Source organism: Vreelandella profundi (assembly GCF_019722725.1).
Taxonomy (GTDB): domain Bacteria; phylum Pseudomonadota; class Gammaproteobacteria; order Pseudomonadales; family Halomonadaceae; genus Vreelandella; species Vreelandella profundi.
In genome coordinates, this window is record NZ_CP077941.1 from 3,621,990 (window position 1) to 3,643,760 (window position 21,771).

Consider the following 21,771-nt stretch of genomic DNA (forward strand, 5'->3'; position numbering starts at 1 on the left):
ACTCCTGTGGATGAAATACCCCTTTATCCACAGCATCAATTCTACACGCCTTATCCACCGTCCTATACCTGGGTTGTTACCGCACCTGTGAACATCCAGAGCATGCCTGTTAACAAATGCTAATAGATCCCTATGGCAGGCCCTATAGACGCGAAGTGGATAAAAGTAAAAAAACTTTATCCACAGGCAAAAAAAAGCCTGTCACGAGGACAGGCCGGTAAAAAAAGCAATTTAACGCGCGTTTAAGTCACCATTAATGTCAAATCAGCGCTGAAAAAGTAGGGTCGATCTAGTGTTTTAGTACCCGTGCAAGGAAGGATTGGGTGCGCTCATTTTGTGGCGTATCAAACAGTTTTTCAGGCGCTCCCTGCTCAGCAATTTCACCTTTATGGATAAAAATAACGCGATCGGCGACTTCACGGGCAAAGCCCATTTCATGAGTGACGATTACCATCGTCATCCCTTCTTTGGCGAGTTCGCGCATAGCGTCCAGTACCTCACCAATCATTTCGGGATCAAGTGCCGATGTAGGCTCGTCAAACAGCATCAGGCGCGGTTCCATTGCCAAAGCGCGTGCCAGTGCGACACGTTGCTGTTGGCCGCCAGAGAGCTGGCTTGGGTACTTCTCGGCCTGATCAGCGATACCCACACGGTCTAGCAGACGTTTGGCACTGCTGACAGCATCAGCGCGGCTAGCGCCGCGTACTTTCATCGGTGCTAACGTAACGTTGTCTTGTACGCTGAGGTGGGGAAATAGATTGAATTGCTGAAAGACCATACCGACTTCAGTACGAATGGTTTGTAACGCTTTAGTGCTTTTTCCATTCGGCAGAAGTTCGTTGCTATCAACCATAAGGCTGCCTGCCTGAAATTCCTCAAGGCCGTTGATACAGCGAATCAGAGTCGACTTACCTGAGCCGCTGGCACCGATAATCACGACCACTTCACCAGGAATAATGTCGAGATCAATGTTGTTGAGTACGTGCAGGCTGCCAAAATGTTTATTGAGCTTCTGCATACGTACAATTGGCTGCGTTGTGTTGTTCAATGTCTCGCTCATTGCGCGTGTCCTTATTGTCCGGCCAGACCTCTACGCTCAAGCTGGCGTAGTAAGATTGAAAGGGTCCAGGTGATCGCTAAATACATCAGTGCGACCATGAAGTAGACCTCAAGGGCGGTGAACGTGGTGGAAATGTAGATTTGTCCCTGACGTACCAGCTCGCCAACGCCAATCACTGAAAACAGTGAGGTGTCTTTAATACTGATAATGCCCTGATTACCCAGTGATGGAATCATCCGGCGAAAAGCCTGGGGCCAAATCACATAGCGAAATGCCTGGGTACGGGAAAGGCCGAGTGATAGCGACGCTTCCCGCTGGCCACGCTCAATCGATTGAACGCCACCGCGGACAATCTCAGAAATATAGGCGCCAGAGTTAACGGCAATCGCAGCAATACCCGCGACGAGCGCATTAATAGGGCTACCCAACAGCTGAGGTAAGCCATAAAAAATGAACAGTACTTGGACAAGAATAGGCGTACCCCGAAACACCTCAACGTAAAAAATAGCCGGCCAGCGTAGCCAGCGCAGGCGGCTAAGCCGCAGCAGGCCAAAGAAAATGCCGATAAAAAAACCAAATGCCAGGCCGCCAAATGAAATAAGTAACGTCCAGGGAATGCCAGGTAGCAGGTAAGGAATAGATCCAAACGCTGCCGACCAATCAAACTGAAAATTGACGTCCACGCGTAGACTCCTGAAACAATAAAGATGAGAAAAAACACTTGAGAAACGCAGCAGGGCCGGGGGCTATGGCCACCCGGCCCTGTAATGATGCTATGCGGTTAGCGAGTCTTTAATCTCACTCTTCGCTAGGCGCTTCACCAAACCACTTTTGATAAATTTCATCGTAGGTACCGTCTTCTTTCATCGCGGCGAGCGCTTCATTGGAAGGTTCTACCCATTCGCTGCCTTTATGAAAAACGATGCCGTATTGCTGACCTTCGTACAGCGGGCCAACGACCTTAGTGCGCCCTTCACCGCGGGTTTGTGAGAAGTAGGCAACGTTAGGCGCATCGTAGAACACCGCATCGACGTTACGGCCTAATAGCGCCATATACATATCGCTCATTGCCGGGAAAGGGGTGATGTCGGCATCTTCCCCTAGCTCAGCCTGTAGGAAGTCGTAGCTGGTGGAACCGATCCGTGTAGCGATAGGCAGTCCGGCGAGGTCTTCGATGCTTTGTACATCGTCGTTGTCAGCGCGAACAATAATTTGTAGACCGGAATCGTAGTAAGGGTCTGAGAAGTCAACTATCTCAGCGCGCTCTGCGGTAATGGTCGTACCGGCAATGGCGATCTCTTGGCTGCCGGTTTGTACGGCTGGAATGATGCCAGCAAATTCCATTGTGGTGAGATTAACTTCAAAGCCTGCACGCTCAGCCACTTCGTTGATGATGTCCATATCGAAACCGACCATTTCACCGGTTTCTTGATCCAACATTTCAAAAGGGACAAAGCTTGGATCAGTCGCTACGTTTACCTTCGGTAATTCAGCCATGGCAGCCGTAGTGCCGGCTAATCCAAGGGCTAGCACAAGCGTTGTTTTAGTGAGACTGAGTGGTAGCGCTACTTTCATAAGTTTCCCCGTGTTTTATGTGACCTATCGTGGCTTTTCAAACGTTTTTGTCGTTTGAAAAAAGCCTTAAGGCCGTTATTGACCTATTAACCTTGGCGAGAAACCGACAAGGCGTCAAGTCACGGGGTGTGCTTTGAGCCAACGCTGTTTAGACCATAAAGGAGGCGCCACAGCCACAGGTAGCGGTAGCGTTAGGGTTTTGCACGCGAAAACGAGCGCCTGCCAGCCCTTCTTCATAATCGACGGTGGAGCCGACTAAATATTGATAAGACAGCGGGTCGACCACTAATGAGGCCTCTCCAAACGCGATGACAGTGTCGTCGTCGGCAACGTTTTCAGCAAAATCGAATCCGTACTGAAAACCAGAGCAGCCGCCGCCGGTAACGTAGACGCGTAGCTTTAGAGATGGGTTATTTTCTTCTGCAATCAGTGCATTAATGCGTTTGCGTGCACTATCAGACAGCAGTAATGGGGTCGGAATAAAGGCTTCTGCACCGCTCATGGGTACCTCCCGCGAGCTTAAAGAACGAATAAATCGGCATTGGGGGGTGATTATGGGTAATTCCCAGCAAATTGGTCAACTATTGCTGGGAATTAGTCGAACGTTAAGGCATTAGTGCAGGCGCTGTTAAGCCCATTTTTTCATCAAAGCCAAACATTAAATTAAGGTTTTGAATCGCTTGGCCTGAAGCACCTTTGACTAAATTATCAATCACCGATAGCACCACCACGGTATTGCCATTGCTAGGGCGATGCACCGCCAGCCTGCAGGTGTTGATACCTTTGACACTGCGCGTTTCGGGATGACTTCCGGCAGGCATGACATCAACGAACGGCTCGTCGGCGTAGCGCTGCTCAAACAGTGCCTGTAAATCGCCTGGCTCAGCGGTTAGTTGCCCGTAAAGCGTGGCGTGAATGCCGCGAATCATGGGCGTAAGGTGAGGCACGAACGTCAACCCGACCGGGGCATGACTAATATCCTTTAGGCCTTGGCTAATTTCCGGTAAATGGCGGTGACCCGACGCGCCATAAGCTTTCATTGATTCACTGGCTTCGGCGAGCAACGAGGCCACTTTTGCGCCGCGGCCCGCGCCGGTAACGCCGGATTTGCAGTCTGCAATCAGCTGTTGGGGATCAATCAATCCCGCTTCCAATAGCGGTAGATAGCCCAGCTGCACGGCCGTGGGGTAGCAGCCGGGTACCGCAATTAAACGTGCGTCTTTAATTTTTTCGCGGTGCATTTCCGGCAGGCCATAAATTGCCTCGTCCAGTAGCGCTGGTGCGCCGTGGGGCTGCTCGTACCAGCGGCTCCACTCATTGGCATCGCGCAGGCGAAAGTCAGCCGATAGATCAATGACGCGCGTGCCGTTGTCGAGCAGCTCACCCGCCAGTGCGTGGGCAACGCCGTGGGGCGTGGCAAAAAATACCGCATCCATGGCACCCAGCTGCTTAGCATCCGGCTCGCTAAACGCCAGCGTGTCGTAATGGCCACGCAGATTAGGGTACATATCGCACACTTTGACGCCTGCCTCTGAGCGCGATGTAATCGCGGCGACTTCGACGTGGGGATGCTGGGCAAGCAGCCGCAGTAGCTCAACGCCGGTATAACCGGTACCGCCAACAATGCCGACCTTAATCACAAATAACTCCTTGCGGTTTTACAAAAACAGATTTTAGAAAAAAATGTACATTACTTTTGAACCTGAGTATCGATAGCAACAGCCTAAGCGGATTGCTGCGGGCTGTCTAAGCGTATCGGGCTATGATACACAAGAGGGTGAAAACACAAGAACACTAAGACTATCCCAAGACACAGAGTACCAAGGCAAAAAAACAAGGAAGGTCGTCGTGGCGCGTTTTTCCCGTTCGGATTTTACTCTAGAGAGCTTTCGTCGCCAGTTGGCCAATGTCGATGCCCTTCCACAGCTTTGCTTGCTGGGGCTCGTCTCTGGAATTATTACTGGCGCGGTAATGGTGGCATTTCGCCTGCTCTTGGAAACCGGCGCCGCGCTGTATATGACCGATGGCGACCCTGAAGCGTTTGAAAGCATGGCGCCATGGCTGCGCACGCTGCTGCCAGTGGTGGCGGTTACCTTGGTCGGTGTTCTGCTGTATCGCCAAAAGCCCGCCGCGCGCAAGCTAGGTGTTGGCCATGTAATTGAGCGTCTTTCCTACCACCAAGGCCGCTTTCCGCTGCGTAACTGGCTTAACCAATGGTGGGTCGGGGTTATTTCTGTGCTGGGTGGGCTATCTGCTGGCCGCGAAGGGCCCGCTATTCATTTAGGTGCGGCGGCGGCAAGTGGGTTAGGCCAACAGATGCGTCTACCTAATAATAGTTTAAGAGTTCTAGTCGCGTGCGGTACCGCTGCAGGCATTTCTGCTTCGTTTAATACGCCTATCGCCGGGGTGATCTTCGCCATGGAAGTTGTCATGATGGAGTACACCCTGATGAGCTTTATGCCGGTCATTTTGGCCTCTACGATGGGCGCGCTGGTAGCACAGCTCGCTTATGGCAATGAACCGGCTTTTCGTATCCCTGAAGTGGCGCTTGGTTCGTTAATGAACCTTCCTTGGATTGTGCTCACCGGGTTATTTATCGGTCTGCTGGCGGGGCTATTTATTCATATTTCGCACAGTCAGCGCATACAAGCTTGGCCGCTTTGGCTGCGTTTAGGGCTAGTCGGCGTAGCCACTGGCGCGGTTGCCTGGTGTTTTCCACAAGTACAGGGTATTGGTTACGACAGCGTGGCGGCTGCGCTCAATAATCAGTTGGAAATTAAAGTCCTGCTGGCGCTGATGATCGCCAAGCTGTTACTGACGGCGCTGACCGTTTCTGGCGGCGTGCCGATTGGTATTATCGGCCCCGTGCTAGTCGTCGGCGCGGCGACAGGCGCGCTGTTTGGATTGCTGGGCGGCTGGCTGTGGCCCGATAAAGCCGCTGACCCCGGTGTTTATGCCATGCTAGGCATGGCAGCGATGATGGGGGCGGTGTTGCAAGCGCCGCTGGCAGCGCTGATGGCGCTTTTGGAGTTGACGCATACGCCGAGTATTATGCTGCCCGGCATGCTGGTGGTGGTCGTTGCATGTCTCACCTCGCGTCAACTTACCGGCTGTGAAGGTTTTTTTATTAGCTCGGTGCGCTATGGTTTGCACCCTTTGCAGCAACCGCTGATGCAAGCGCTCTCACGCGTATCGGTGCCCGCCGTTATGGAACGTCAATTGGCGCGAACTGAACGAATGATTACCTGTGATCAGGCGCGCCTGCTGCTTGAAACGAATCCGGTATGGCTGGTAATCGAGCGTTCAAGTGAGGAAAAACCGGTGCTGGCGCTCAAAGCCGCAGAGCTTGCACGCTGGTTACTCGAACATGATGAAGCGCTGGAAGGCAAAGATCCGCCAGCAGATGAGTTGATTGATTTATTAGAAATTCCCGGGCAACGCTTAGACTTGGCGCCGATTGGGCTGCAGGCAACGCTTTCTGAAGCTTTTCTAAAACTTCAGGATAATGCGCTGGGGGCGCTGTATGTCGTTCATGGTTATCGACCTAAGCAGCAACGGATTTCAGGTATTATTACCCGTGGTGCTATCGAACGTTATTATCACTACACAGAGCCCCGCGGTGCTGATCCCCGTGAAAACGATTTACGAGAGAAAGACTCATCAGTTTAAGGAGCGATAATGTATCTATGGGTGAAGGCTATTCACTTAATAGCCGTGGTGACTTGGTTTGCCGCACTGTTCTATCTGCCGAGGCTATACGTGTATCACGCCACCGCACGAGATAATGGCGATGATCAGGCAATGAGCTATTTTAAAACCATGGAGCGCAAGCTTTACCGCGGCATTATGATGCCTTCTATGATTGCGGTGCTGGTGTTTGGCGGTTGGATGCTTTACTTGGTGCCGGCATGGTTTAGCCAAGGCTGGATGCACGCTAAGCTGACCTTGGTAGCCGTGCTGATTGCCTATCATCACGTTTGTTTGATTTATTTAAAGCAGTTCGCTCAGAATCGCTGCACCAAAAGCCATGTATTTTTTCGCTGGTTTAACGAAGCGCCCGTCATTGTGCTTATAGCGGTTGTGTTACTCGCGGTTGTGAAACCCTTTTGATGCGACAACCGCTTCCTCCCGTTGTCTTGGTGCTGGCTGGACATGATCCGACTGGCGGTGCGGGTTTAATGGCTGACAGCGAAGCCATTTCGGCCTGCGGTGGTTGGGCTGTCACTATTCCCACCGCGCTGACGGTACAAAATTGCCATAATGTGACAAGGGTAATGCCTGCCGACCCTGCCGCGATGCGTCAAATGGCCGAGGCGATTAGTGAGATGCAGGTCGCGGCCATTAAGATTGGCTTGCTTGCAGATGAAGCCACGCTGCGTGCAGCGGAGCAAATTATCCGCCGCTTTCCAGGCGTTCCCGTGGTCGCTGACCCGGTATTTAAAGCAGGCGGGGGAACTGAGTTATCCACACCCGCTCTACGGCAGCTGTTTATTGATCGCGTGCTACCGCTTGTGGATATCTTAACGCCTAATCGCGCGGAGCTCGCTCAGCTTACTCCAGACATCGACACCCCTTACGATGATACCGCTCGCGCGGTGACGCTGATGTCTCAGGGGTGCCAGGCGATTTTAGTAACGGCCACCGATGAACCATTGCCGGGCAACGAGCATCAGGTCGTCCACACATTGCATTCGCCAGAGACCACTCGCCAATGGCAGTGGCCGCGGCTGCCCGAACAGTTTCACGGCTCCGGCTGCACGCTTGCTTCAGCTATTGCCGCACGCTTGGCTGTAGGTGAGCGCTTACCAACTGCCTGTGAGCAAGCTCAGCACTTTACCTGGGAAAGCTTGTCTCAAGGCTTTCAGCCACCCAGTGGCCAGTGCTTGCCTAACCGCTTTTCACAGGCTGTACGCTTTTGATCCTATCTTCTGTACGCCTTTTATTTAGAGGATGTCATGACCACATCAGCTGAACTATTCGATCTAGCGAGCCGCCATATTCCCGGCGGCGTAAACTCGCCTGTCCGTGCGTTTAAAGGTTTGCACCGTCCGCCGGTTTTTATGGAGCGCGCTCAGGGCGCCTTCCTGTTCGACGTTGAAGGTAACCGCTACGTAGATTATGTGGGCTCCTGGGGACCAATGATCACAGGCCATGCCGATCAGGACGTACTGGCAGCCGTACGGGCTCGTTTGGATAATGGCCTTTCGTTTGGCACCCCAACGGCGGTGGAAACCACCATGGCGGATCTCATCTGCGAGATGATTCCCTCTATGGATATGGTGCGTATGACGAGCTCGGGTACCGAAGCCACCATGTCGGCTATCCGCTTGGCGCGGGGCACCACGGGGCGCGACAAGATTGTTAAGTTTGAAGGTAATTATCATGGCCACTCGGATTCACTGCTGGTAAAAGCCGGCTCAGGGGCGCTTACCCACGGTGAACCTAGCTCACCGGGCGTACCCGCTTCACTGGCTGAACACACGATCACGCTGTCGTATAACGATCCTGAAGGCGTTGAGGCGTGCTTTGCTGAGATTGGCGATCAGATTGCCTGCATAATCGTAGAGCCAGTGGCGGGCAATATGAACTGTATTCCACCCCAGCCGGGCTTCTTAGAAACGCTGCGCCGGGTGTGCAATGAACATGCTAGCGTGCTCATTTTTGATGAAGTGATGACCGGTTTTCGCGTGGCGCTAGGCGGCGCACAGGCACACTATGGCATTACCCCAGATCTAACCTGCCTGGGTAAAATTGTCGGTGGAGGCATGCCGGTGGGCGCGTTTGGCGGTAAGCGCGAGATCATGCAAAATATTTCTCCCATGGGCCCTGTGTACCAAGCGGGCACACTGTCCGGTAACCCACTGGCCATGGCGGCGGGAATAGCTCTATTGACGAAGCTTCGGGTACCGGGTTTTCACGATGCGCTAAGCCAGCGGGTGAATACGCTGTGTCAGGGGCTTCAAGAGCGTGCCAACGCTGCACGTGTGCCGATGATGACGCAATCTGCTGGCGGCATGTTTGGGCTCTTCTTTACCTCTCAACGCCGTGTGGATAACTTTGCCCAAGCCACGGCCTGTAATCCAGATGCTTTTCGTCGCTTCTTTGGCGCGATGCTGGATCACGGTGTTTACCTGGCCCCTTCTGCCTATGAAGCGGGTTTTATGTCGAGTGCTCATACCCCGGAAGATATCCAGTTCACCCTGGACGCGGCAGAGAAAGCCTTTGCAGTTATGTAACAGCAAGTAACGTAAAGCTCGCTATACTGCAAGAGCCGCTCATCACGAGCGGCTCTTGCGGTAAACGAGGTATAACAATGCAACGACCAACGGCTTGGCGATATGCGATGTGTGCGGTGGGGCTAATAGCATGCGCCCCACTGCTGGCGCAGTCGTCTCAGGAGCAGACTATGAATGAGATCCATATCAGCATGAGCGGCTCTCCAGGCGCAGAATTTTCAGCCCACTGGCGTATTACCCATGAAGGCGAAATAACGGAGCATGTCGAGGAGCGTGGGACGGTACCTGCCGAGTACACGTTTATTGGTACTGAGCTGGAGGGTACCGTTAAATTGTTGAGTGATGATGAGCGGCTGGACGTTGATATTCAAAAAGGCACTAACCGCACTCGTTCATCTACCCAAGGGGCGGGCGGCACGTTAACGCTAGTGATGCGTTGATGATGACTAAATAACGCACATAAAAAAACCGCCCATGTGAGGGGCGGTTTGAGCTTTCATCAAGCTTTACAGCTTAGTTGCCTTGGCTCACGGTATTCGCGTTGCCATTACCATAAGTCACGATACTAGACGTATGCTGAGCCATGAAGCCACCGCCTTGAGTAACATTCTGGTTGTTATAGCTACCGTTGGTGTTGATATAAGAATCATGCGCATAGCCAGACTGCATAACGTTTTGTGTGTTGTAACTTCCCGAGGCTAGGATAGTGCTTTCAAGCGCATAGCCGCTTTGGCTAACGTTGGCAACATTGTTGTTACCATTTAGGTAAGCATAGCTATCATTGGAGGAGCCGCTTTGAGTAATGTCAGTAGTATTGGAAGAACCAATTTGCTCCACTACGGAAGTATTTGCTGTGCCTTCTTGGCTAACAGTAGCCGTGTTGCCATTACCTTCAAGATAGGCATAGCTATCGTTATATTTGCCATCTTGGGTAACGTTGGCAGTATTGTACGTGCCAATTTGCTCCGCTACGGAAATATTTTTCGAACCATCCTGGTCCACCGTTGCACCATTATTGGTGCCTTCTTGATACACGGTTGAATCGTTTCGTGAACCTAGCTGCGTAACACTAGCCGAGTTACTTTGGCCAATTTGATCGATGCCTGATTTATTAAGGCCGGACTGAGTTGTCGCTACGCCAGCAATATCATCTTGCGATACATTTGCTGAGTTATTGTTACCTTCTTGATAAATACGCGAACGCTGAGAACCCCACTGATCAACAGTGTTAGTATTATTATTACCACTTTGATAAATGGTTGATTCGCTACCCGCCGCCCAGTACTGTGCCGAAGCAGCAGTGCTCATAGCGAAGGCAACAGCAGCGGCGATAGTGGTGATTTTAGTTTTCATGGTGTTTCCCCATTATGTCGTACTTGCTTTAGTTATTACTGAACAACGGATGTTGTTCAGTAGGTTTCGACGGTGACCGGGCGTGCATTGTTTGAAAATGCTTGTTGTTCAACACTAATGCCACGATAGCCACTCCCCGATTGTGAAATCTGTATATCGCTTCGATTGCCAACTTGACGCACAGAAGCATTTAATTCTGCGGATGTGCTTCCTGACTGAGCAATATCAGCGATATGGTTTGTGCCCGCTTGAAAGACATTGCTAACGTTATTGCCACCCACTTGATTTATATTGGCGGCGTTGTAATTACCTAATTGGTAAATACTGGAATAGTTGCCTGCCTGATAGCTGGCTGATTGGGATATGTTGTTACGATTATTGTTACCAATCTGCGTAATAATGCTGTAATTACCATGACCATTTTGAGCGGCTGCCTGCTTAGAAAACTGCTCGATGCGGCTGTTGTCAGCATGAATTGACCAAGAAACTGAAAGAGTTGCCGCTAACAGTGTCATCGTCAGTGCTACTCGCTGGGTTACGATAGTTTTCAGTTTCATGACATTTCCTTTTGAAACGGTTTGTATCAATTTGTATTTTATGTGTTGAGTTTGAACCAATTTAAAACTTCTGCTATCAGATTATTTCTTATTTGAGATGTGAAATTTTTCATATTTTTTATTTTAAAAAGACTAAATTTCTAATATTTTGGTTATTAGTTTAAATAAAGAATGGCTATGCAAATTGCATAGCCATTCTTTTTTACTAATGTTTTTATAACTATTTTTTACGACCTTTTAAAAAATGGTTACTTATAACAAAGGAACGGGTGCATCTAGGTAGTCTGATAAAATAGTGTCTTGAAAATTAACATTATTGGCAAGGTTCCAAAGATTGCTTTCGACACCGCGTGCCACCAAGTGAATAACCGCTGACTCAATGGCGGACATAACGGCCAGCTGCACAGGTTCATTCGTGGTGAGGCCAACTTCTGCTTCTAACAAGCGACGGAAGTCTATAAATCGATACACGCCTGCTCGCATCTCTTTAGAGTAAATCGTTTTAGTGGTAGTAACGTTAGCGAGTACTTCACCTGTGGATATTTCAACGGCACGTAAATTAATCGTGACTTGATCAACCTGGTACTGGCCCGACGCCCCAATACCAAAGTATTCTGCGCCAGCGCCCCCGGTTCTTACGTTGGATTCATAGGCAATAATGCCGCCTTCCAGCATCACAGAGGCTGCTCGTAACGATGGGAGCGTATCGGGTTGGCCAAAGCGCTCAAATTCCGCACGTATAATCCGCCTTTCAGTGAGTAGGTTTTGTAGGCCCACTCGTTCAAGCGGTATGAACCAACCAGAGTCAGCTAGTGCACCGGTCAGCATCGCTGCAGCACCCTGCGTGACGGCGGTAGAGAAAGTGCTGGCCGGTGCGGGGCGATATTGGCCGGTTTGATCACGGAAATCATAGACAGAGACAAAAATACGCCCGGACGGCGGCGGTAAAGCGACTAAATCTTGATAGGTTGCGCCGCGCGGCGTTAGCGTTGCTTGCGCGCCTTCCAAGTTTTCGGATGTCGCGACCATCCCAGCACAGCCGCTGAGTAAACTGACCATAACCAGTGTTGCGATAATTTTCATGATGATCCCCTGATACGCACGTAGCATTAAGTAGGCGGATGTATCGCCTTGTTAGTTTTTTTATCTTTAAAACAGGCAATGCATTAGGGGTTAAACAAACCGCCCACGCTGATATTGGTCACATCGCCAGTGACTTTATCGATGACTCTGACAACCAATTGGCCGCCGTCATCGCGAACCACTACGCTGAAATCACCGCTATCAAAAGACCCCTCGCCAACATCGCCTGTCCCTACGTCACTGATTAACTGGGAGATCAGCCGGCTTTCAAGACTTTGGACGAGCCGTTCGGTCGAAGACAGAGACTCAATGCCACGAGCATTTGGATCGGTGTTGGTGTCTTGCGACTGGGCTTTACCCAGTAGATAACTGCCCATAAAAGGGTCACCGCCGAATGAAGGGTTCAGCGGCTGATATACGAGCTCTCCAGCATTCGCCTGAAGAGTGAGCACGCCGGCTAAAAGGATCGTTGCCATGGCGCCATTAGCCGTTTTATTTAGTATTTTTTTCATTAACGTAGCTCCTCTGTTCCCAAGTCTTTGTCTGAGGTAAGCGCCGCCGCTAGCTGTTTGCGTAGCAGCGCTTCTTCGACGGTTTGTACGGCTTCCCCTGCGGCTCGATCAGCTTCATTTATGCGAGGGGAAAGCTGTGTTCGGAAATACATCTGATTGCCTTCCATCACCCATATTTGGCTACCCCAGCGCGCATCAGGACGCTCACTGATAGTGATGGTGGCGTTACCAATAATTAGGTTATCCATTGCGCGTTGGCTAAAGGCGCGATAGAAGGTTTTTCCCGCCATGGTGATAGTGCGATCCACCATCACGCCGGTGAGCTCACTGCCGCCATAAGTGTTGCCTTGAACCTCCGGGCCATCAGGGCTAGAAAGTTGATTAATCGATTCAACAGCCGCTTGCTCGTTGGCTGGCAGCGTATCTATGGGAGCAGCAGGTTCGTTGGCTAATGCTAAAGGCGACGTTACCCACACCAAGAAAGTAAGAAGGCTTAGCGACCAGCGATGCATTAATGACATAGCGAGTTAACCTTGCGCGTAAGCGCTAGCGTGGGCGCTGTAGACTGCGCGCGGTTTCGATATTGGGGAGAATGGGTCCCAGGTTTTGATGAATCCAATTCAGCGCTTGAATGCGGTTATGAACATTTATTTTGCGAAAAATATTGTAAAGATGAGACTTAACCGTGTGCTCACTCACAAACAGTTTTTCGGCAATTTGCTGATTGGATGACCCTGCGCTAAGCAGCGAAATGATTTCCATTTCTCGGTTAGTTAATCCACAGGCTGGGCGGAAAGAATTGCTTTGATATTTGCGGTAAAACAGGATTAGGCGAGCCATTAAATCGCGCGACATCCACAGCTCGCCCTGCAGTAAGGCGTGTATTCCTTTACAAATCACTTCAAGACTTTCATTACGATAAAACACCCCTTTCAACTGAGCGCATGAAAGTGCTTCTAGCGCGTGATCCATATCGTGAATATTGAAGGCTGCGAGAGGCAGTTTGGTTAAGGCATCGGGTAGTTTATCTTGCCACTCTGGCAGCGCATCAATGCCGATATGATCGCTATCAATCAGAATCAACACGTTTCCCGATGCGCAAATGGGTAGCGACGCTTGGGGTGAGTAGATACTGATTTGACAGCCGGTATGTTTGTTTAGATATTCAGCGAACAGCTGCGCCTGGGCGCTTTTTTCGGTAACGATATAGACCAAGCCGATAGACTTATCCTGCGACATTGGGTAGCCCTCATGGAAAGAAAGAGTGAGCAGGGAACCAATGAATTGTTGCCTATAAGATACCTTTCGTAAAGTTATGTTATTAAAAAGATGGTAAAAATAATTATTTCTAAATTTATGATTCTTGCTAATAAGATAAATATTATTTATTTTCAATGTCTTATTTTTAAATTAGTATTTTATAACTTATCAATTGCTAAGATACGTTCAGTAACATTTTGTTGGCTTTTGATACTACGAATGAGGGCGTAAACTGACGCTCTAATGTCTGGAGTGTTTGTTATGTCAGCAGCCAATACCCTTGTTCTTGCCAGTGGAAACAGCGGAAAGTTAAGAGAATTCAATCAGTTACTTTCACCTTTAGGCTTTGATGTTCGCCCTCAAGCAGACTTTGGGGTTATTGATGTCGAAGAAACGGGATTAACATTCGTAGAAAATGCTCTGCTCAAAGCCCGTGAAGCGAGTCTTATTAGCGGTTTACCCGCGCTGTCGGATGACTCTGGCCTCGAAGTAGACGCATTGAATGGTGCGCCTGGTATCTATTCCGCGCGATATGGCGGCGAGCCGAAAAGTGATCAGAAAAATAATGACACGTTACTAGCCGCGTTAAGCGATTGTGCGGAAGGTCAGCGCAGCGGGCGCTATTGGTGCGTACTGGTTTACTTGCGCCATCCTAAAGACCCAGTTCCGGTAATTGTACAGCGCAGTTGGGAAGGTGAAATTCTTGCTCATCCGCGGGGTCAAGAAGGGTTCGGCTACGATCCCCTTTTCTGGCTTCCTGATCAGGGAATGAGCGTTGCGGAGCTGCCCAGTGAAACTAAAAATCGCCTTAGCCACCGAGGCCGTGCACTTCAGGGCTTGGTAGAGTTACTGAAGGTGGCGCATGGCTGATACGCTGCCGCCGCTATCGCTTTATATCCATACGCCTTGGTGCGTACGTAAATGCCCCTATTGTGATTTCAATTCTCATGAGCCGGGTTCGCACGGCTTCACGCCGAAGGCGTTGCCTGAAGATGCGTATCTTAAGGCGCTGTTACAAGATCTGGATGGCGATCTTGCATTAGCCGCTGAGCGGGAAATACAGACGATTTTTATCGGCGGTGGAACGCCGAGTCTGCTTTCGCCACTGTTTTATGATCGCTTACTGCAAGAAATCAAGCGCCGGCTACCTTTTGCTGACGATATTGAAATTACCTTAGAGGCTAACCCAGGCACTACTGAGCAAGAACGTTTCATTGGCTACCGTAATGCGGGTATTAACCGCTTATCGCTGGGTATTCAGAGCTTCCAGCCCGCCCAGTTGCATGCACTTGGGCGCATTCATAGCGGCCAAGAAGCCGTGACAGCGGTTACTCAAGCGCGGCAGGCTGGGTTTACCAATATCAATATTGATCTCATGCACGGTTTGCCAAAGCAAACGCCTGAGCTTGCAATGGATGATATTGAGCAAGCCTTGGCGCTAGACCCGCAGCATCTTTCTTGGTATCAGCTGACTCTAGAACCGAATACCGCTTTTCATTCCAACCCCCCTTTATTGCCGGAGGAGGAGGCGCTTTGGGATATTCAGGACACGGGGCACCAGCGTTTAGAACAGGCAGGATTTGAGCGTTACGAGATTTCGGCTTACGCCACGGCTAATCATCAAAGCCGTCATAATCTTAATTATTGGCAGTTTGGTGACTATTTAGGCATTGGTGCAGGTGCCCATGGCAAGCTTAGCCACATTGATCAAGACAAACAGTGGAGTATCGAGCGGCGCTGGAAAACTCGCCAGCCCGATGCCTACCTCAAACGTATGGACGATTTGCGCGGTTTTGTGGCGGGCAAGCAGCTAATAACAGCAGATGAACTGCCCCTTGAGTTTGCCATGAACGCGTTGCGGCTGACGGAGGGCGTGACGCTGGGTACATGGACAGCTAACACAGGGCAGCCACATACTCTGTTACTGGAGCGTTTACAGTCCGCCGATAAAAAAGGACTTTTGATGCAAATGCCTGAAAAACTGCGTGCATCGCCTCAAGGTCTATTATTCTTGAATGAGTTGCTGGCATTAATTGGCGATGATTGATAAGTAATAAACCAACTATCTTTTAAGAAACAAACGTTTGAAGATAAATAAGGAGTGAGTGATGCGTATTTCTCGACTACTGACACCGTTGGCCGCTGCTATTTTAGTTGCAGGCTGTGCCACCTCTGACCCCTACGGTGGCCAAACGCAGCGCTCAAGCACCGCTATGGGTTCGGGTATTGGTGCCGCAATTGGTGCTGCTGCAGGTGCGCTGTCGGGCGACGGCAGTACTAGCCGTCGCGACCGAGCGTTGATTGGTGCTGCCGTCGGCGCTGCCGCAGGTGCTGGCGTTGGTGTTTATATGGATCGCCAAGAGAAACAGCTGCGTGAAAATTTGCAAGGTTCACGTATTGAGATTGATCGCCGCGGTGATGATATCGTTCTCAATATGCCAAGTGGCGTCACCTTTGGCTTTGACTCGGCCGATCTTACCAGTGAAGCACGCACGGCACTGAATGAAGTCGCGAACGTATTGACGCAGTATCAAGACACTCGCGTTAACATTGCTGGCCATACCGATAGCACCGGCGATGCAAGCTACAACCAGCGCCTTTCTGAACGCCGCGCCCAGGCTGTCGGCAGTTACTTAACCCAGAACGGCGTGGGCTCTATGCGTCTCAATACATCGGGATATGGTGCAACGCAGCCAGTCGCTAGTAACGACAACGAACAGGGCCGTGCCCAGAACCGTCGCGTCGAAATCACGTTGACCCCAACCGGTGATGGTCAGGGCCAGCGTTAGTAAGCGATTCGGTTAACTACTTATTGCCGCTGATAGCCCGCTATGCGCACATAGCGGGCTTTTTTATTCATCTGCTGACGAGTCCCCATGCTGTCATATCAACATGCCTACCATGCCGGTAACTTTGCCGATGTACATAAACATCTGACGCTGTACGCGGTGATTGATTATTTATTACGTAAAGAATCCGCCATTACATATGTTGATACTCATGCAGGGCGTGGCCTTTATCCGCTAAGCGGGCAAGAGAGCCAGCGCCTGCAAGAGTACCGCGAGGGTATTTGGCCACTTTGGCAACAGCCTAGCTCCAGCGATCCGCTGTTAGGCGCATGGAAAGAGGCGCTGAGAAGTGCGCAGCCGGACGCAGCCACGTTAACGCATTACCCGGGTTCCCCCTGGTGGATGAGCAATGCGCTACGTGAGCAGGATAAGCTGCGTCTGTTTGAGCTCCACCTGGGTGAGCACAAACAGCTTAACGCCCAGGTATTAGCGCCTAACGCCCAGCGTATTTTTGGTGACGGTCTGGCGGGATTAACGGCTATGCTGCCGGTGAGAACGCCGCGGCTGTGCGTGTTGATCGACCCTAGCTATGAGCGCAAAGTGGAGTATCAAGAGGTCGCTGAGACGGCGGTAAACGCATTGGAAAAAGCCCGCCATGGCGTGATGTTAATCTGGTATCCATTGCTACCGGCAGGCCATCATCAGGCGTTACTAGATACGTTAAAGGCGAGTGGAGTGCGCAAAATCTGGCGCAGCGAGCTGCTATTGCGCGCCCCAGCCGAGCAAGCTCACGGCATGTATGGCAGTGGCATGCTAGTGATCAACCCGTCCTGGGGATTAGACCAGCAGCTAGCGGCGGCAATGGCGGAGATAACGCCGCTACTAGGCTCCAACAGCCGCTATCAGGCGGACTGGTGGGTGCAGGAGTAGCTGTCTCTGCTATTTACCAATACAGAAGCTACCAAATATTTCGCCGAGCAGATCATCTGCGCTGAACTCGCCGGTGATCTCGCCTAATGCCTGCTGGGCGTCACGTAAGTCTTCAGCCAGCAGCTCTCCTGCGCCATAGCCATCAAGCTGGGCGCGGCCGATATTTAGCGCTGTCATGGCGCGGTCAAGCGCATCCAGATGCCGTCGCCGGGCAGAGAAACGGCCTTCGGTGGTGGCGGCAAAGCCCATGACCTCTTTCAAGTGCGTTTTTAAGTTATCCACACCCACCCCCGTTTTAGCAGATAGCCGCACGATTGGTGTGTCTGTGGATAGATCTAAACACGGCTGCTCAGCGCTGGTGTCAATCTTATTACGGACTAAGGTTAAGCGCTGCTGGTCCGGTAGGCGTGCCACGAACTCTGGCCAAATCTCCATTGGGTCGATTGAATCGGTGGTCGTGGCATCGACGAGCAGCAGCACCCGGTCGGCTTTTTCTATTTCGGCCCAGGCGCGAGCGACGCCAATTTTTTCAACTGCATCGGGGGTGTCGCGTAGCCCGGCAGTATCGATGATATGCAGCGGCATGCCATCGATATGAATATGCTCACGCAGCACGTCGCGGGTCGTTCCGGCGATATCGGTGACGATGGCGGTATCCTGCTCGGTAAGCGCATTCAGCAGGCTAGATTTACCTGCATTCGGACGCCCTGCGATCACTACACTCATTCCTTCGCGCAGCAGCGCGCCTTGGCCCGCGGCTCGACGCACATCGCTAAGCGCCTGCTGCACGCTGTTTAAACGCTGTGCCACATGGCCATCGGCAAGAAAATCGATTTCTTCTTCTGGAAAATCAATGGCCGCTTCGACATAAACACGCAGCTCAATAAGACGCTCTACTAGTGCGGAAACCCGCTTTGAAAACTCGCCCTGTAGCGAACGCACGGCGTTTTCTGCCGCTGAGCGTGAGGTTGCATCAATCAGGTCGGCAATAGCTTCTGCTTGGGCAAGATCCAGCTTATCGTTCAAAAAAGCCCGTTCGGAAAACTCACCTGGTCGCGCTAAACGAGCGCCTAGCGCTATGCAACGTTCCAGCAGCATATCCATGATAATCGGGCCGCCGTGCCCCTGAAGCTCGAGTACGTCTTCACCGGTAAAAGAATAGGGGCCATTAAAAAGTAGGGCGATTCCTTCATCAATAGTGTCCTCAGCGCCCTGAAAGGGGCCGTAATGAGCGTACCTAGGCGCTGGGCAGTGCCCAATCATAGCTTGGGCGATCTCGCGGCAGGCGGGGCCTGAGACTCGTATAATACCGACGCCACCGCGCCCAGGAGGAGTCGCCAGTGCCGTGATGGTGTCAGGAGTGTAGAGGCGTTCGGCCATGGTGGCTCTCTTTAAAAGTGGGCAGAAATATTAAAGGATAGATCCAGTATTGATCAAACTAGTGTGAATTTATCAGCCTTAAAACGCCAGACCCCCGCACGAGGCGGGGGTCTGAAGGCACAGCTTACAGCGGTAGATTACTGTCTCTTTAACTACTTAGTTCTCATGCCTTTGCCGATGCTCGGGTCGTTTTCGATTTTGCGCGTAATGTAGTACTGCTGCGCCACCGAAATGATGTTGTTGACCACCCAGTAGATGACCAGACCCGCCGGGAACCACAGGAAGAAGAAGGTAAAGATGATGGGTAGCATCTTCATAATCTTCGCCTGCATTGGGTCCGGAGGCGTTGGGTTCAACATCTGCTGAACGAACATCGAGATGCCCATAATGATCGGCAGGATGAAGTACGGATCCTTCATCGACAGATCTTGAATCCAGAACATAAACGGCGCGTGACGCAATTCAACTGACTCTAGCAGCATCCAGTACAGAGCGATGAAGACCGGCATCTGGATCACGATAGGCAAACAGCCGCCCAGCGGATTGATCTTCTCTTTCTGATAGAACTTCATCATCTCTTGAGACATTTTTTGGCGGTCGTCGCCATACATCTCTTTTAGACGCTGCATTTCCGGGCCAAGTTTGCGCATCCGACCCATAGACTTGTAAGCCTTGGCAGAAAGCGGGAACAGCACGGTCTTCACCAGCACGGTTAGCAGAACAATCGACCAACCCCAGTTGCCGACGATTTCATGGATATGATCTAGCAGCCAGAACAGTGGGTTAGCAATAAACCAAAGCCAGCCGTAATCCACGGTTAATTGCAGGTTGGGAGCGACCTGTTCTAGGTAGTCCTGAACCTTCGGCCCCATGTACAGCGTTGCGCCCAGGGTCGCTTCGCCCTCTGCTGCAATGTTGCTTGTGGGGCCAGCAAAGGCGACAACGTTACGATTACTTGAATCGCTGGTAACGTAAAACAGGTTCTGCTGATCCTGCTGGGGTGCCCATGCTGATACAAAGTAGTGCTGAATAATGGCAATCCAGCCACCCTGCGCTTCACGGTTTTCAAACTCACGATTTTGAATATCTTCAAAATCGATTTTCTCGTAGCGCGCGTCCGGCGTTGAGTAAGCAGCACCCAAGTAGGACTTCATGCCCATGGAAACGCCGCTGGAAGGGTCAGGGCTATTATCACGTGCCAACTGGCCAATAAAGCGCGCAGTAACGGGTGCATCGGTATTGTTAGCGAGGTAGTAATTGACGTTGACCGCATAGCTGCCGCGCTCAAAGGTAAGGCGTTTAATGATATCAACGCCGTTAACGTCAGCGGTTAGATTAACGCTTAGCTCATCATCGCTATCGCCTAAGCGATACTCAGAATTTTCGGGCGTGAATGCGATGCGACTAGCTTGACCGTCGAGCTGCAGCCCTGAGCGTGCGACATAGCTGCGGCTGTTGTTATCCGACAGCAGCACGTAGTTGCGCTCTGAATCGAGTGCTTGCTTGTGCTGTGGTAAAGCAGCATAAACAATATCGCCACCGTGGGGATCGATACGCACATCAAGAACGTCGGTCGTCACGGCAATAAAATCGCGGCTTGTTGACTCGCTTTCAGTGCTGCTTGCTATGCCTTCTCCAACCGGATCTTGCTGCGGAGAACTGCTGGGAACGGCTAAGCCATCGTCAGTTTCGACATTGCTAGGCACTGCCGAGTTGCTGCGTTGCGTCATTTCAGGAGCCGAATCAAAATTTGGCTGCCCGTAATCCTGATTCCACTGGACGACTAACAAATAGGCTAGTACGGCTAGTGGAATCAGTAATAAAAGTCGTTTTACGTCCATGAGGGTTCTGCCCGCTGGGTGGTGAACATGCTAGTGGCGCAGTGTCATTTACTCGTCCCTTGACACACGAAAGCCTGCCGGGGGGCAGGCCGAGGTCGAGCGGCGAGGTGTGCACCAAATGTCACGTGTTACGCTCTGGCGTTGGTGCTGCTGTTACCGCCTGTGCGTCACGCTGGAGTCGCTTCCACATGCCATATAACTGGCGATGTAAGGTGTCGTTATCGATATCCTGAACACCCCGTCGAGCAAGAACCACGATATCCACAGAGGGTAAGTGGTCTTGGCGAAGGCGCACGGATTCTCGTACGAGACGCTTGAAACGGTTGCGGTCTACGGCGCGTTTAACATTTTTTTTGCTGACTATCAGTCCAAGGCGAGGGTAACCCCGAGTACTTAGGCGAACTAACGCCATCATACCTTTGCCATGCACTTTTAAGTCGGCTTGTTCAAACACGTGACTGAAGTCCCCAGCATTTAGTAACCGTAATTGCCGGGGAAAGCCTTGCTGCGGCACACGCAATCCGAGATCAGGCGCTCAGACGCTTGCGGCCTTTGGCACGGCGGCGTGCTAGGACGGCGCGACCGTTTTTGGTTGCCATACGAGCACGGAAGCCATGCGCGCGCTTGCGCTTGAGAACGCTAGGTTGAAAAGTGCGTTTCATAACTCGTTATTCCCACGTGGTTTAGGACGGAAAGTGAATTCCAAAAAGCCCGGTCCAGTGAGGAACTAGCCGGGGAGATTCAATTCAAGACCGGAAATTGTAGAGACTTCCTACGCTGGGTGCAATTTTTCCTTGCATAAAAACCCTTGCAGCGGCATCGCTGCGCTGCTTTTGGGGCATTGTTAGGCAATCGACCCTACCACTATTATTACTAGTTAGTAGTTCTAAACCTGTTGTTATTAATAGTGGGGATACTATTTGTGGATAAGTGATTTTAATAGCCATATTTCAATAGCCTATAATGATAAAAAATCTGTGTGTAAGTGTCGTATAAGCGGTCTAAAAGGTGTTGGTTAGATGTTTATAACCTTTAAGAAAGCGTTATTATTAATATTTATCCCCCTTTCCTCCCGAGCTTTTCCCGTAGGCTCATCGCGAGTTGTCCACAGGCCAATATGGGTCGCTAAACCCATGTGGATAACCGGGGCTTTGAGCGCTACAATGGTCGGCCGTTTTCAACCGATGGTGAGATG

General features: G+C 51.2%; 24 protein-coding genes. 9 read left to right on the forward strand and 15 right to left on the reverse strand.

From position 1 onward, the window contains the following. Nucleotides 1-289: 289 nt before the first annotated feature. The 5 genes from KUO20_RS16630 to argC all read right to left on the reverse strand — a co-directional run bounded on the left by KUO20_RS16630 (nucleotide 290) and on the right by argC (nucleotide 4,275). Entirely contained in the window at nucleotides 290-1,060 is a 771-nt protein-coding gene (locus tag KUO20_RS16630) for an amino acid ABC transporter ATP-binding protein (protein ID WP_273543210.1), read from the reverse strand. Nucleotides 1,061-1,071: 11 nt separating this feature from the next. Beyond that, entirely contained in the window at nucleotides 1,072-1,743 is a 672-nt protein-coding gene (locus tag KUO20_RS16635; protein ID WP_235040900.1) for an amino acid ABC transporter permease, read from the reverse strand. 115 nt (nucleotides 1,744-1,858) lie between these two features. Next, entirely contained in the window at nucleotides 1,859-2,635 is a 777-nt protein-coding gene (locus tag KUO20_RS16640) for a transporter substrate-binding domain-containing protein (protein WP_235040901.1), read from the reverse strand. A 148-nt stretch (nucleotides 2,636-2,783) separates the two neighbouring features. Then, nucleotides 2,784-3,137, reverse strand: a complete 354-nt coding sequence (gene erpA / locus KUO20_RS16645; protein WP_235040902.1) for an iron-sulfur cluster insertion protein ErpA — start codon at nucleotides 3,135-3,137, stop codon at nucleotides 2,784-2,786. A gap of 103 nt (nucleotides 3,138-3,240) precedes the next feature. After that, complete coding sequence (gene argC / locus KUO20_RS16650) at nucleotides 3,241-4,275, reverse strand: N-acetyl-gamma-glutamyl-phosphate reductase (RefSeq protein WP_235040903.1); 1,035 nt, start codon at nucleotides 4,273-4,275, stop codon at nucleotides 3,241-3,243. A gap of 208 nt (nucleotides 4,276-4,483) precedes the next feature. On the opposite strand from argC, the gene KUO20_RS16655 reads away from it, so the two are divergent. From KUO20_RS16655 to KUO20_RS16675, 5 genes are all read left to right on the forward strand, one after another. Continuing rightward, nucleotides 4,484-6,304, forward strand: coding sequence for a chloride channel protein (locus KUO20_RS16655; RefSeq protein ID WP_235040904.1), 1,821 nt, complete (start codon nucleotides 4,484-4,486; stop codon nucleotides 6,302-6,304). A gap of 9 nt (nucleotides 6,305-6,313) precedes the next feature. Next, complete coding sequence (hemJ, locus tag KUO20_RS16660) at nucleotides 6,314-6,745, forward strand: protoporphyrinogen oxidase HemJ (RefSeq protein WP_235040905.1); 432 nt, start codon at nucleotides 6,314-6,316, stop codon at nucleotides 6,743-6,745. Continuing rightward, nucleotides 6,745-7,554 carry a bifunctional hydroxymethylpyrimidine kinase/phosphomethylpyrimidine kinase gene (gene thiD, locus KUO20_RS16665; RefSeq protein WP_235040906.1) on the forward strand — a complete coding sequence of 270 codons (810 nt, stop codon included), beginning with the start codon at nucleotides 6,745-6,747 and terminating at the stop codon, nucleotides 7,552-7,554. The genes hemJ and thiD overlap by 1 nt, the downstream gene beginning before the upstream one ends. Before the next feature lie 36 nt (nucleotides 7,555-7,590). Beyond that, a complete protein-coding gene (hemL, locus tag KUO20_RS16670; RefSeq protein ID WP_235040907.1) occupies nucleotides 7,591-8,871 on the forward strand; it encodes a glutamate-1-semialdehyde 2,1-aminomutase in 1,281 nt (426 codons plus the stop codon). Nucleotides 8,872-9,041: 170 nt separating this feature from the next. Then, the gene (locus KUO20_RS16675; RefSeq protein ID WP_235040908.1) at nucleotides 9,042-9,311 is read left to right on the forward strand and encodes a hypothetical protein; all 270 of its coding nucleotides are present in this window, start codon (nucleotides 9,042-9,044) and stop codon (nucleotides 9,309-9,311) included. A gap of 73 nt (nucleotides 9,312-9,384) precedes the next feature. Here the strand turns inward: KUO20_RS16675 and KUO20_RS16680 are convergent, their stop codons facing one another. The 6 genes from KUO20_RS16680 to KUO20_RS16705 form a co-directional block, all read right to left on the reverse strand. Next, nucleotides 9,385-10,224 carry a curlin subunit CsgB gene (locus KUO20_RS16680; protein ID WP_235040909.1) on the reverse strand — a complete coding sequence of 280 codons (840 nt, stop codon included), beginning with the start codon at nucleotides 10,222-10,224 and terminating at the stop codon, nucleotides 9,385-9,387. 56 nt (nucleotides 10,225-10,280) lie between these two features. Continuing rightward, nucleotides 10,281-10,781 (reverse strand): hypothetical protein, encoded by a 501-nt coding sequence (locus KUO20_RS16685; protein WP_235040910.1) that lies wholly within the window; start codon nucleotides 10,779-10,781, stop codon nucleotides 10,281-10,283. Between the two features lie 252 nt (nucleotides 10,782-11,033). After that, complete coding sequence (locus KUO20_RS16690) at nucleotides 11,034-11,864, reverse strand: CsgG/HfaB family protein (RefSeq protein WP_235040911.1); 831 nt, start codon at nucleotides 11,862-11,864, stop codon at nucleotides 11,034-11,036. Between the two features lie 83 nt (nucleotides 11,865-11,947). After that, nucleotides 11,948-12,340 carry a curli assembly protein CsgF gene (locus KUO20_RS16695; RefSeq protein ID WP_235042514.1) on the reverse strand — a complete coding sequence of 131 codons (393 nt, stop codon included), beginning with the start codon at nucleotides 12,338-12,340 and terminating at the stop codon, nucleotides 11,948-11,950. A gap of 35 nt (nucleotides 12,341-12,375) precedes the next feature. After that, a complete protein-coding gene (locus tag KUO20_RS16700) occupies nucleotides 12,376-12,897 on the reverse strand; it encodes a curli production assembly/transport protein CsgE (protein WP_235040912.1) in 522 nt (173 codons plus the stop codon). Nucleotides 12,898-12,922: 25 nt separating this feature from the next. Next, entirely contained in the window at nucleotides 12,923-13,615 is a 693-nt protein-coding gene (locus KUO20_RS16705; RefSeq protein ID WP_235040913.1) for a response regulator transcription factor, read from the reverse strand. 282 nt (nucleotides 13,616-13,897) lie between these two features. On the opposite strand from KUO20_RS16705, the gene rdgB reads away from it, so the two are divergent. The 4 genes from rdgB (at nucleotide 13,898) to KUO20_RS16725 (ending at nucleotide 17,355) form a co-directional block, all read left to right on the forward strand. After that, entirely contained in the window at nucleotides 13,898-14,506 is a 609-nt protein-coding gene (rdgB, locus tag KUO20_RS16710; RefSeq protein ID WP_235040914.1) for an RdgB/HAM1 family non-canonical purine NTP pyrophosphatase, read from the forward strand. Next, a complete protein-coding gene (hemW, locus tag KUO20_RS16715) occupies nucleotides 14,499-15,683 on the forward strand; it encodes a radical SAM family heme chaperone HemW (protein WP_235040915.1) in 1,185 nt (394 codons plus the stop codon). The genes rdgB and hemW overlap by 8 nt, the downstream gene beginning before the upstream one ends. Before the next feature lie 61 nt (nucleotides 15,684-15,744). After that, nucleotides 15,745-16,425: a YiaD family glycine zipper/OmpA-like lipoprotein gene (locus tag KUO20_RS16720; RefSeq protein WP_235040916.1), complete on the forward strand. Its 681-nt coding sequence runs from the start codon at nucleotides 15,745-15,747 to the stop codon at nucleotides 16,423-16,425. An 87-nt stretch (nucleotides 16,426-16,512) separates the two neighbouring features. Then, nucleotides 16,513-17,355: a 23S rRNA (adenine(2030)-N(6))-methyltransferase RlmJ gene (locus KUO20_RS16725; RefSeq protein WP_235040917.1), complete on the forward strand. Its 843-nt coding sequence runs from the start codon at nucleotides 16,513-16,515 to the stop codon at nucleotides 17,353-17,355. Nucleotides 17,356-17,364: 9 nt separating this feature from the next. On the opposite strand, the gene mnmE is transcribed toward KUO20_RS16725, so the two are convergent. From mnmE to rpmH, 4 genes are all read right to left on the reverse strand, one after another. After that, nucleotides 17,365-18,735, reverse strand: coding sequence for a tRNA uridine-5-carboxymethylaminomethyl(34) synthesis GTPase MnmE (gene mnmE, locus KUO20_RS16730; protein WP_235040918.1), 1,371 nt, complete (start codon nucleotides 18,733-18,735; stop codon nucleotides 17,365-17,367). 152 nt (nucleotides 18,736-18,887) lie between these two features. Further along, nucleotides 18,888-20,576 carry a membrane protein insertase YidC gene (yidC, locus tag KUO20_RS16735; protein ID WP_235040919.1) on the reverse strand — a complete coding sequence of 563 codons (1,689 nt, stop codon included), beginning with the start codon at nucleotides 20,574-20,576 and terminating at the stop codon, nucleotides 18,888-18,890. A gap of 121 nt (nucleotides 20,577-20,697) precedes the next feature. After that, complete coding sequence (gene rnpA / locus KUO20_RS16740; RefSeq protein ID WP_235040920.1) at nucleotides 20,698-21,090, reverse strand: ribonuclease P protein component; 393 nt, start codon at nucleotides 21,088-21,090, stop codon at nucleotides 20,698-20,700. A 13-nt stretch (nucleotides 21,091-21,103) separates the two neighbouring features. Next, on the reverse strand, nucleotides 21,104-21,238 hold the full coding sequence (gene rpmH, locus KUO20_RS16745) for a 50S ribosomal protein L34 (protein WP_008959105.1): 135 nt from the start codon (nucleotides 21,236-21,238) through the stop codon (nucleotides 21,104-21,106). Nucleotides 21,239-21,771: the final 533 nt, after the last annotated feature.

What these genes read in the sequence shown, in the direction of transcription:
- KUO20_RS16630 (WP_273543210.1), bottom strand. Translation starts at nt 1,060, where the DNA reads ATGAGCGAGACATTGAACAACACAACGCAGCCAATTGTACGTATGCAG.
- KUO20_RS16640 (WP_235040901.1), bottom strand. Translation starts at nt 2,635, where the DNA reads ATGAAAGTAGCGCTACCACTCAGTCTCACTAAAACAACGCTTGTGCTA.
- erpA (WP_235040902.1), bottom strand. Translation starts at nt 3,137, where the DNA reads ATGAGCGGTGCAGAAGCCTTTATTCCGACCCCATTACTGCTGTCTGAT.
- hemJ (WP_235040905.1), top strand. Translation starts at nt 6,314, where the DNA reads ATGTATCTATGGGTGAAGGCTATTCACTTAATAGCCGTGGTGACTTGG.
- thiD (WP_235040906.1), top strand. Translation starts at nt 6,745, where the DNA reads ATGCGACAACCGCTTCCTCCCGTTGTCTTGGTGCTGGCTGGACATGAT.
- hemL (WP_235040907.1), top strand. Translation starts at nt 7,591, where the DNA reads ATGACCACATCAGCTGAACTATTCGATCTAGCGAGCCGCCATATTCCC.
- KUO20_RS16675 (WP_235040908.1), top strand. Translation starts at nt 9,042, where the DNA reads ATGAATGAGATCCATATCAGCATGAGCGGCTCTCCAGGCGCAGAATTT.
- KUO20_RS16680 (WP_235040909.1), bottom strand. Translation starts at nt 10,224, where the DNA reads ATGAAAACTAAAATCACCACTATCGCCGCTGCTGTTGCCTTCGCTATG.
- KUO20_RS16685 (WP_235040910.1), bottom strand. Translation starts at nt 10,781, where the DNA reads ATGAAACTGAAAACTATCGTAACCCAGCGAGTAGCACTGACGATGACA.
- KUO20_RS16690 (WP_235040911.1), bottom strand. Translation starts at nt 11,864, where the DNA reads ATGAAAATTATCGCAACACTGGTTATGGTCAGTTTACTCAGCGGCTGT.
- KUO20_RS16695 (WP_235042514.1), bottom strand. Translation starts at nt 12,340, where the DNA reads ATGGCAACGATCCTTTTAGCCGGCGTGCTCACTCTTCAGGCGAATGCT.
- KUO20_RS16700 (WP_235040912.1), bottom strand. Translation starts at nt 12,897, where the DNA reads ATGTCATTAATGCATCGCTGGTCGCTAAGCCTTCTTACTTTCTTGGTG.
- KUO20_RS16705 (WP_235040913.1), bottom strand. Translation starts at nt 13,615, where the DNA reads ATGTCGCAGGATAAGTCTATCGGCTTGGTCTATATCGTTACCGAAAAA.
- rdgB (WP_235040914.1), top strand. Translation starts at nt 13,898, where the DNA reads ATGTCAGCAGCCAATACCCTTGTTCTTGCCAGTGGAAACAGCGGAAAG.
- hemW (WP_235040915.1), top strand. Translation starts at nt 14,499, where the DNA reads ATGGCTGATACGCTGCCGCCGCTATCGCTTTATATCCATACGCCTTGG.
- KUO20_RS16720 (WP_235040916.1), top strand. Translation starts at nt 15,745, where the DNA reads ATGCGTATTTCTCGACTACTGACACCGTTGGCCGCTGCTATTTTAGTT.
- KUO20_RS16725 (WP_235040917.1), top strand. Translation starts at nt 16,513, where the DNA reads ATGCTGTCATATCAACATGCCTACCATGCCGGTAACTTTGCCGATGTA.
- mnmE (WP_235040918.1), bottom strand. Translation starts at nt 18,735, where the DNA reads ATGGCCGAACGCCTCTACACTCCTGACACCATCACGGCACTGGCGACT.
- yidC (WP_235040919.1), bottom strand. Translation starts at nt 20,576, where the DNA reads ATGGACGTAAAACGACTTTTATTACTGATTCCACTAGCCGTACTAGCC.
- rpmH (WP_008959105.1), bottom strand. Translation starts at nt 21,238, where the DNA reads ATGAAACGCACTTTTCAACCTAGCGTTCTCAAGCGCAAGCGCGCGCAT.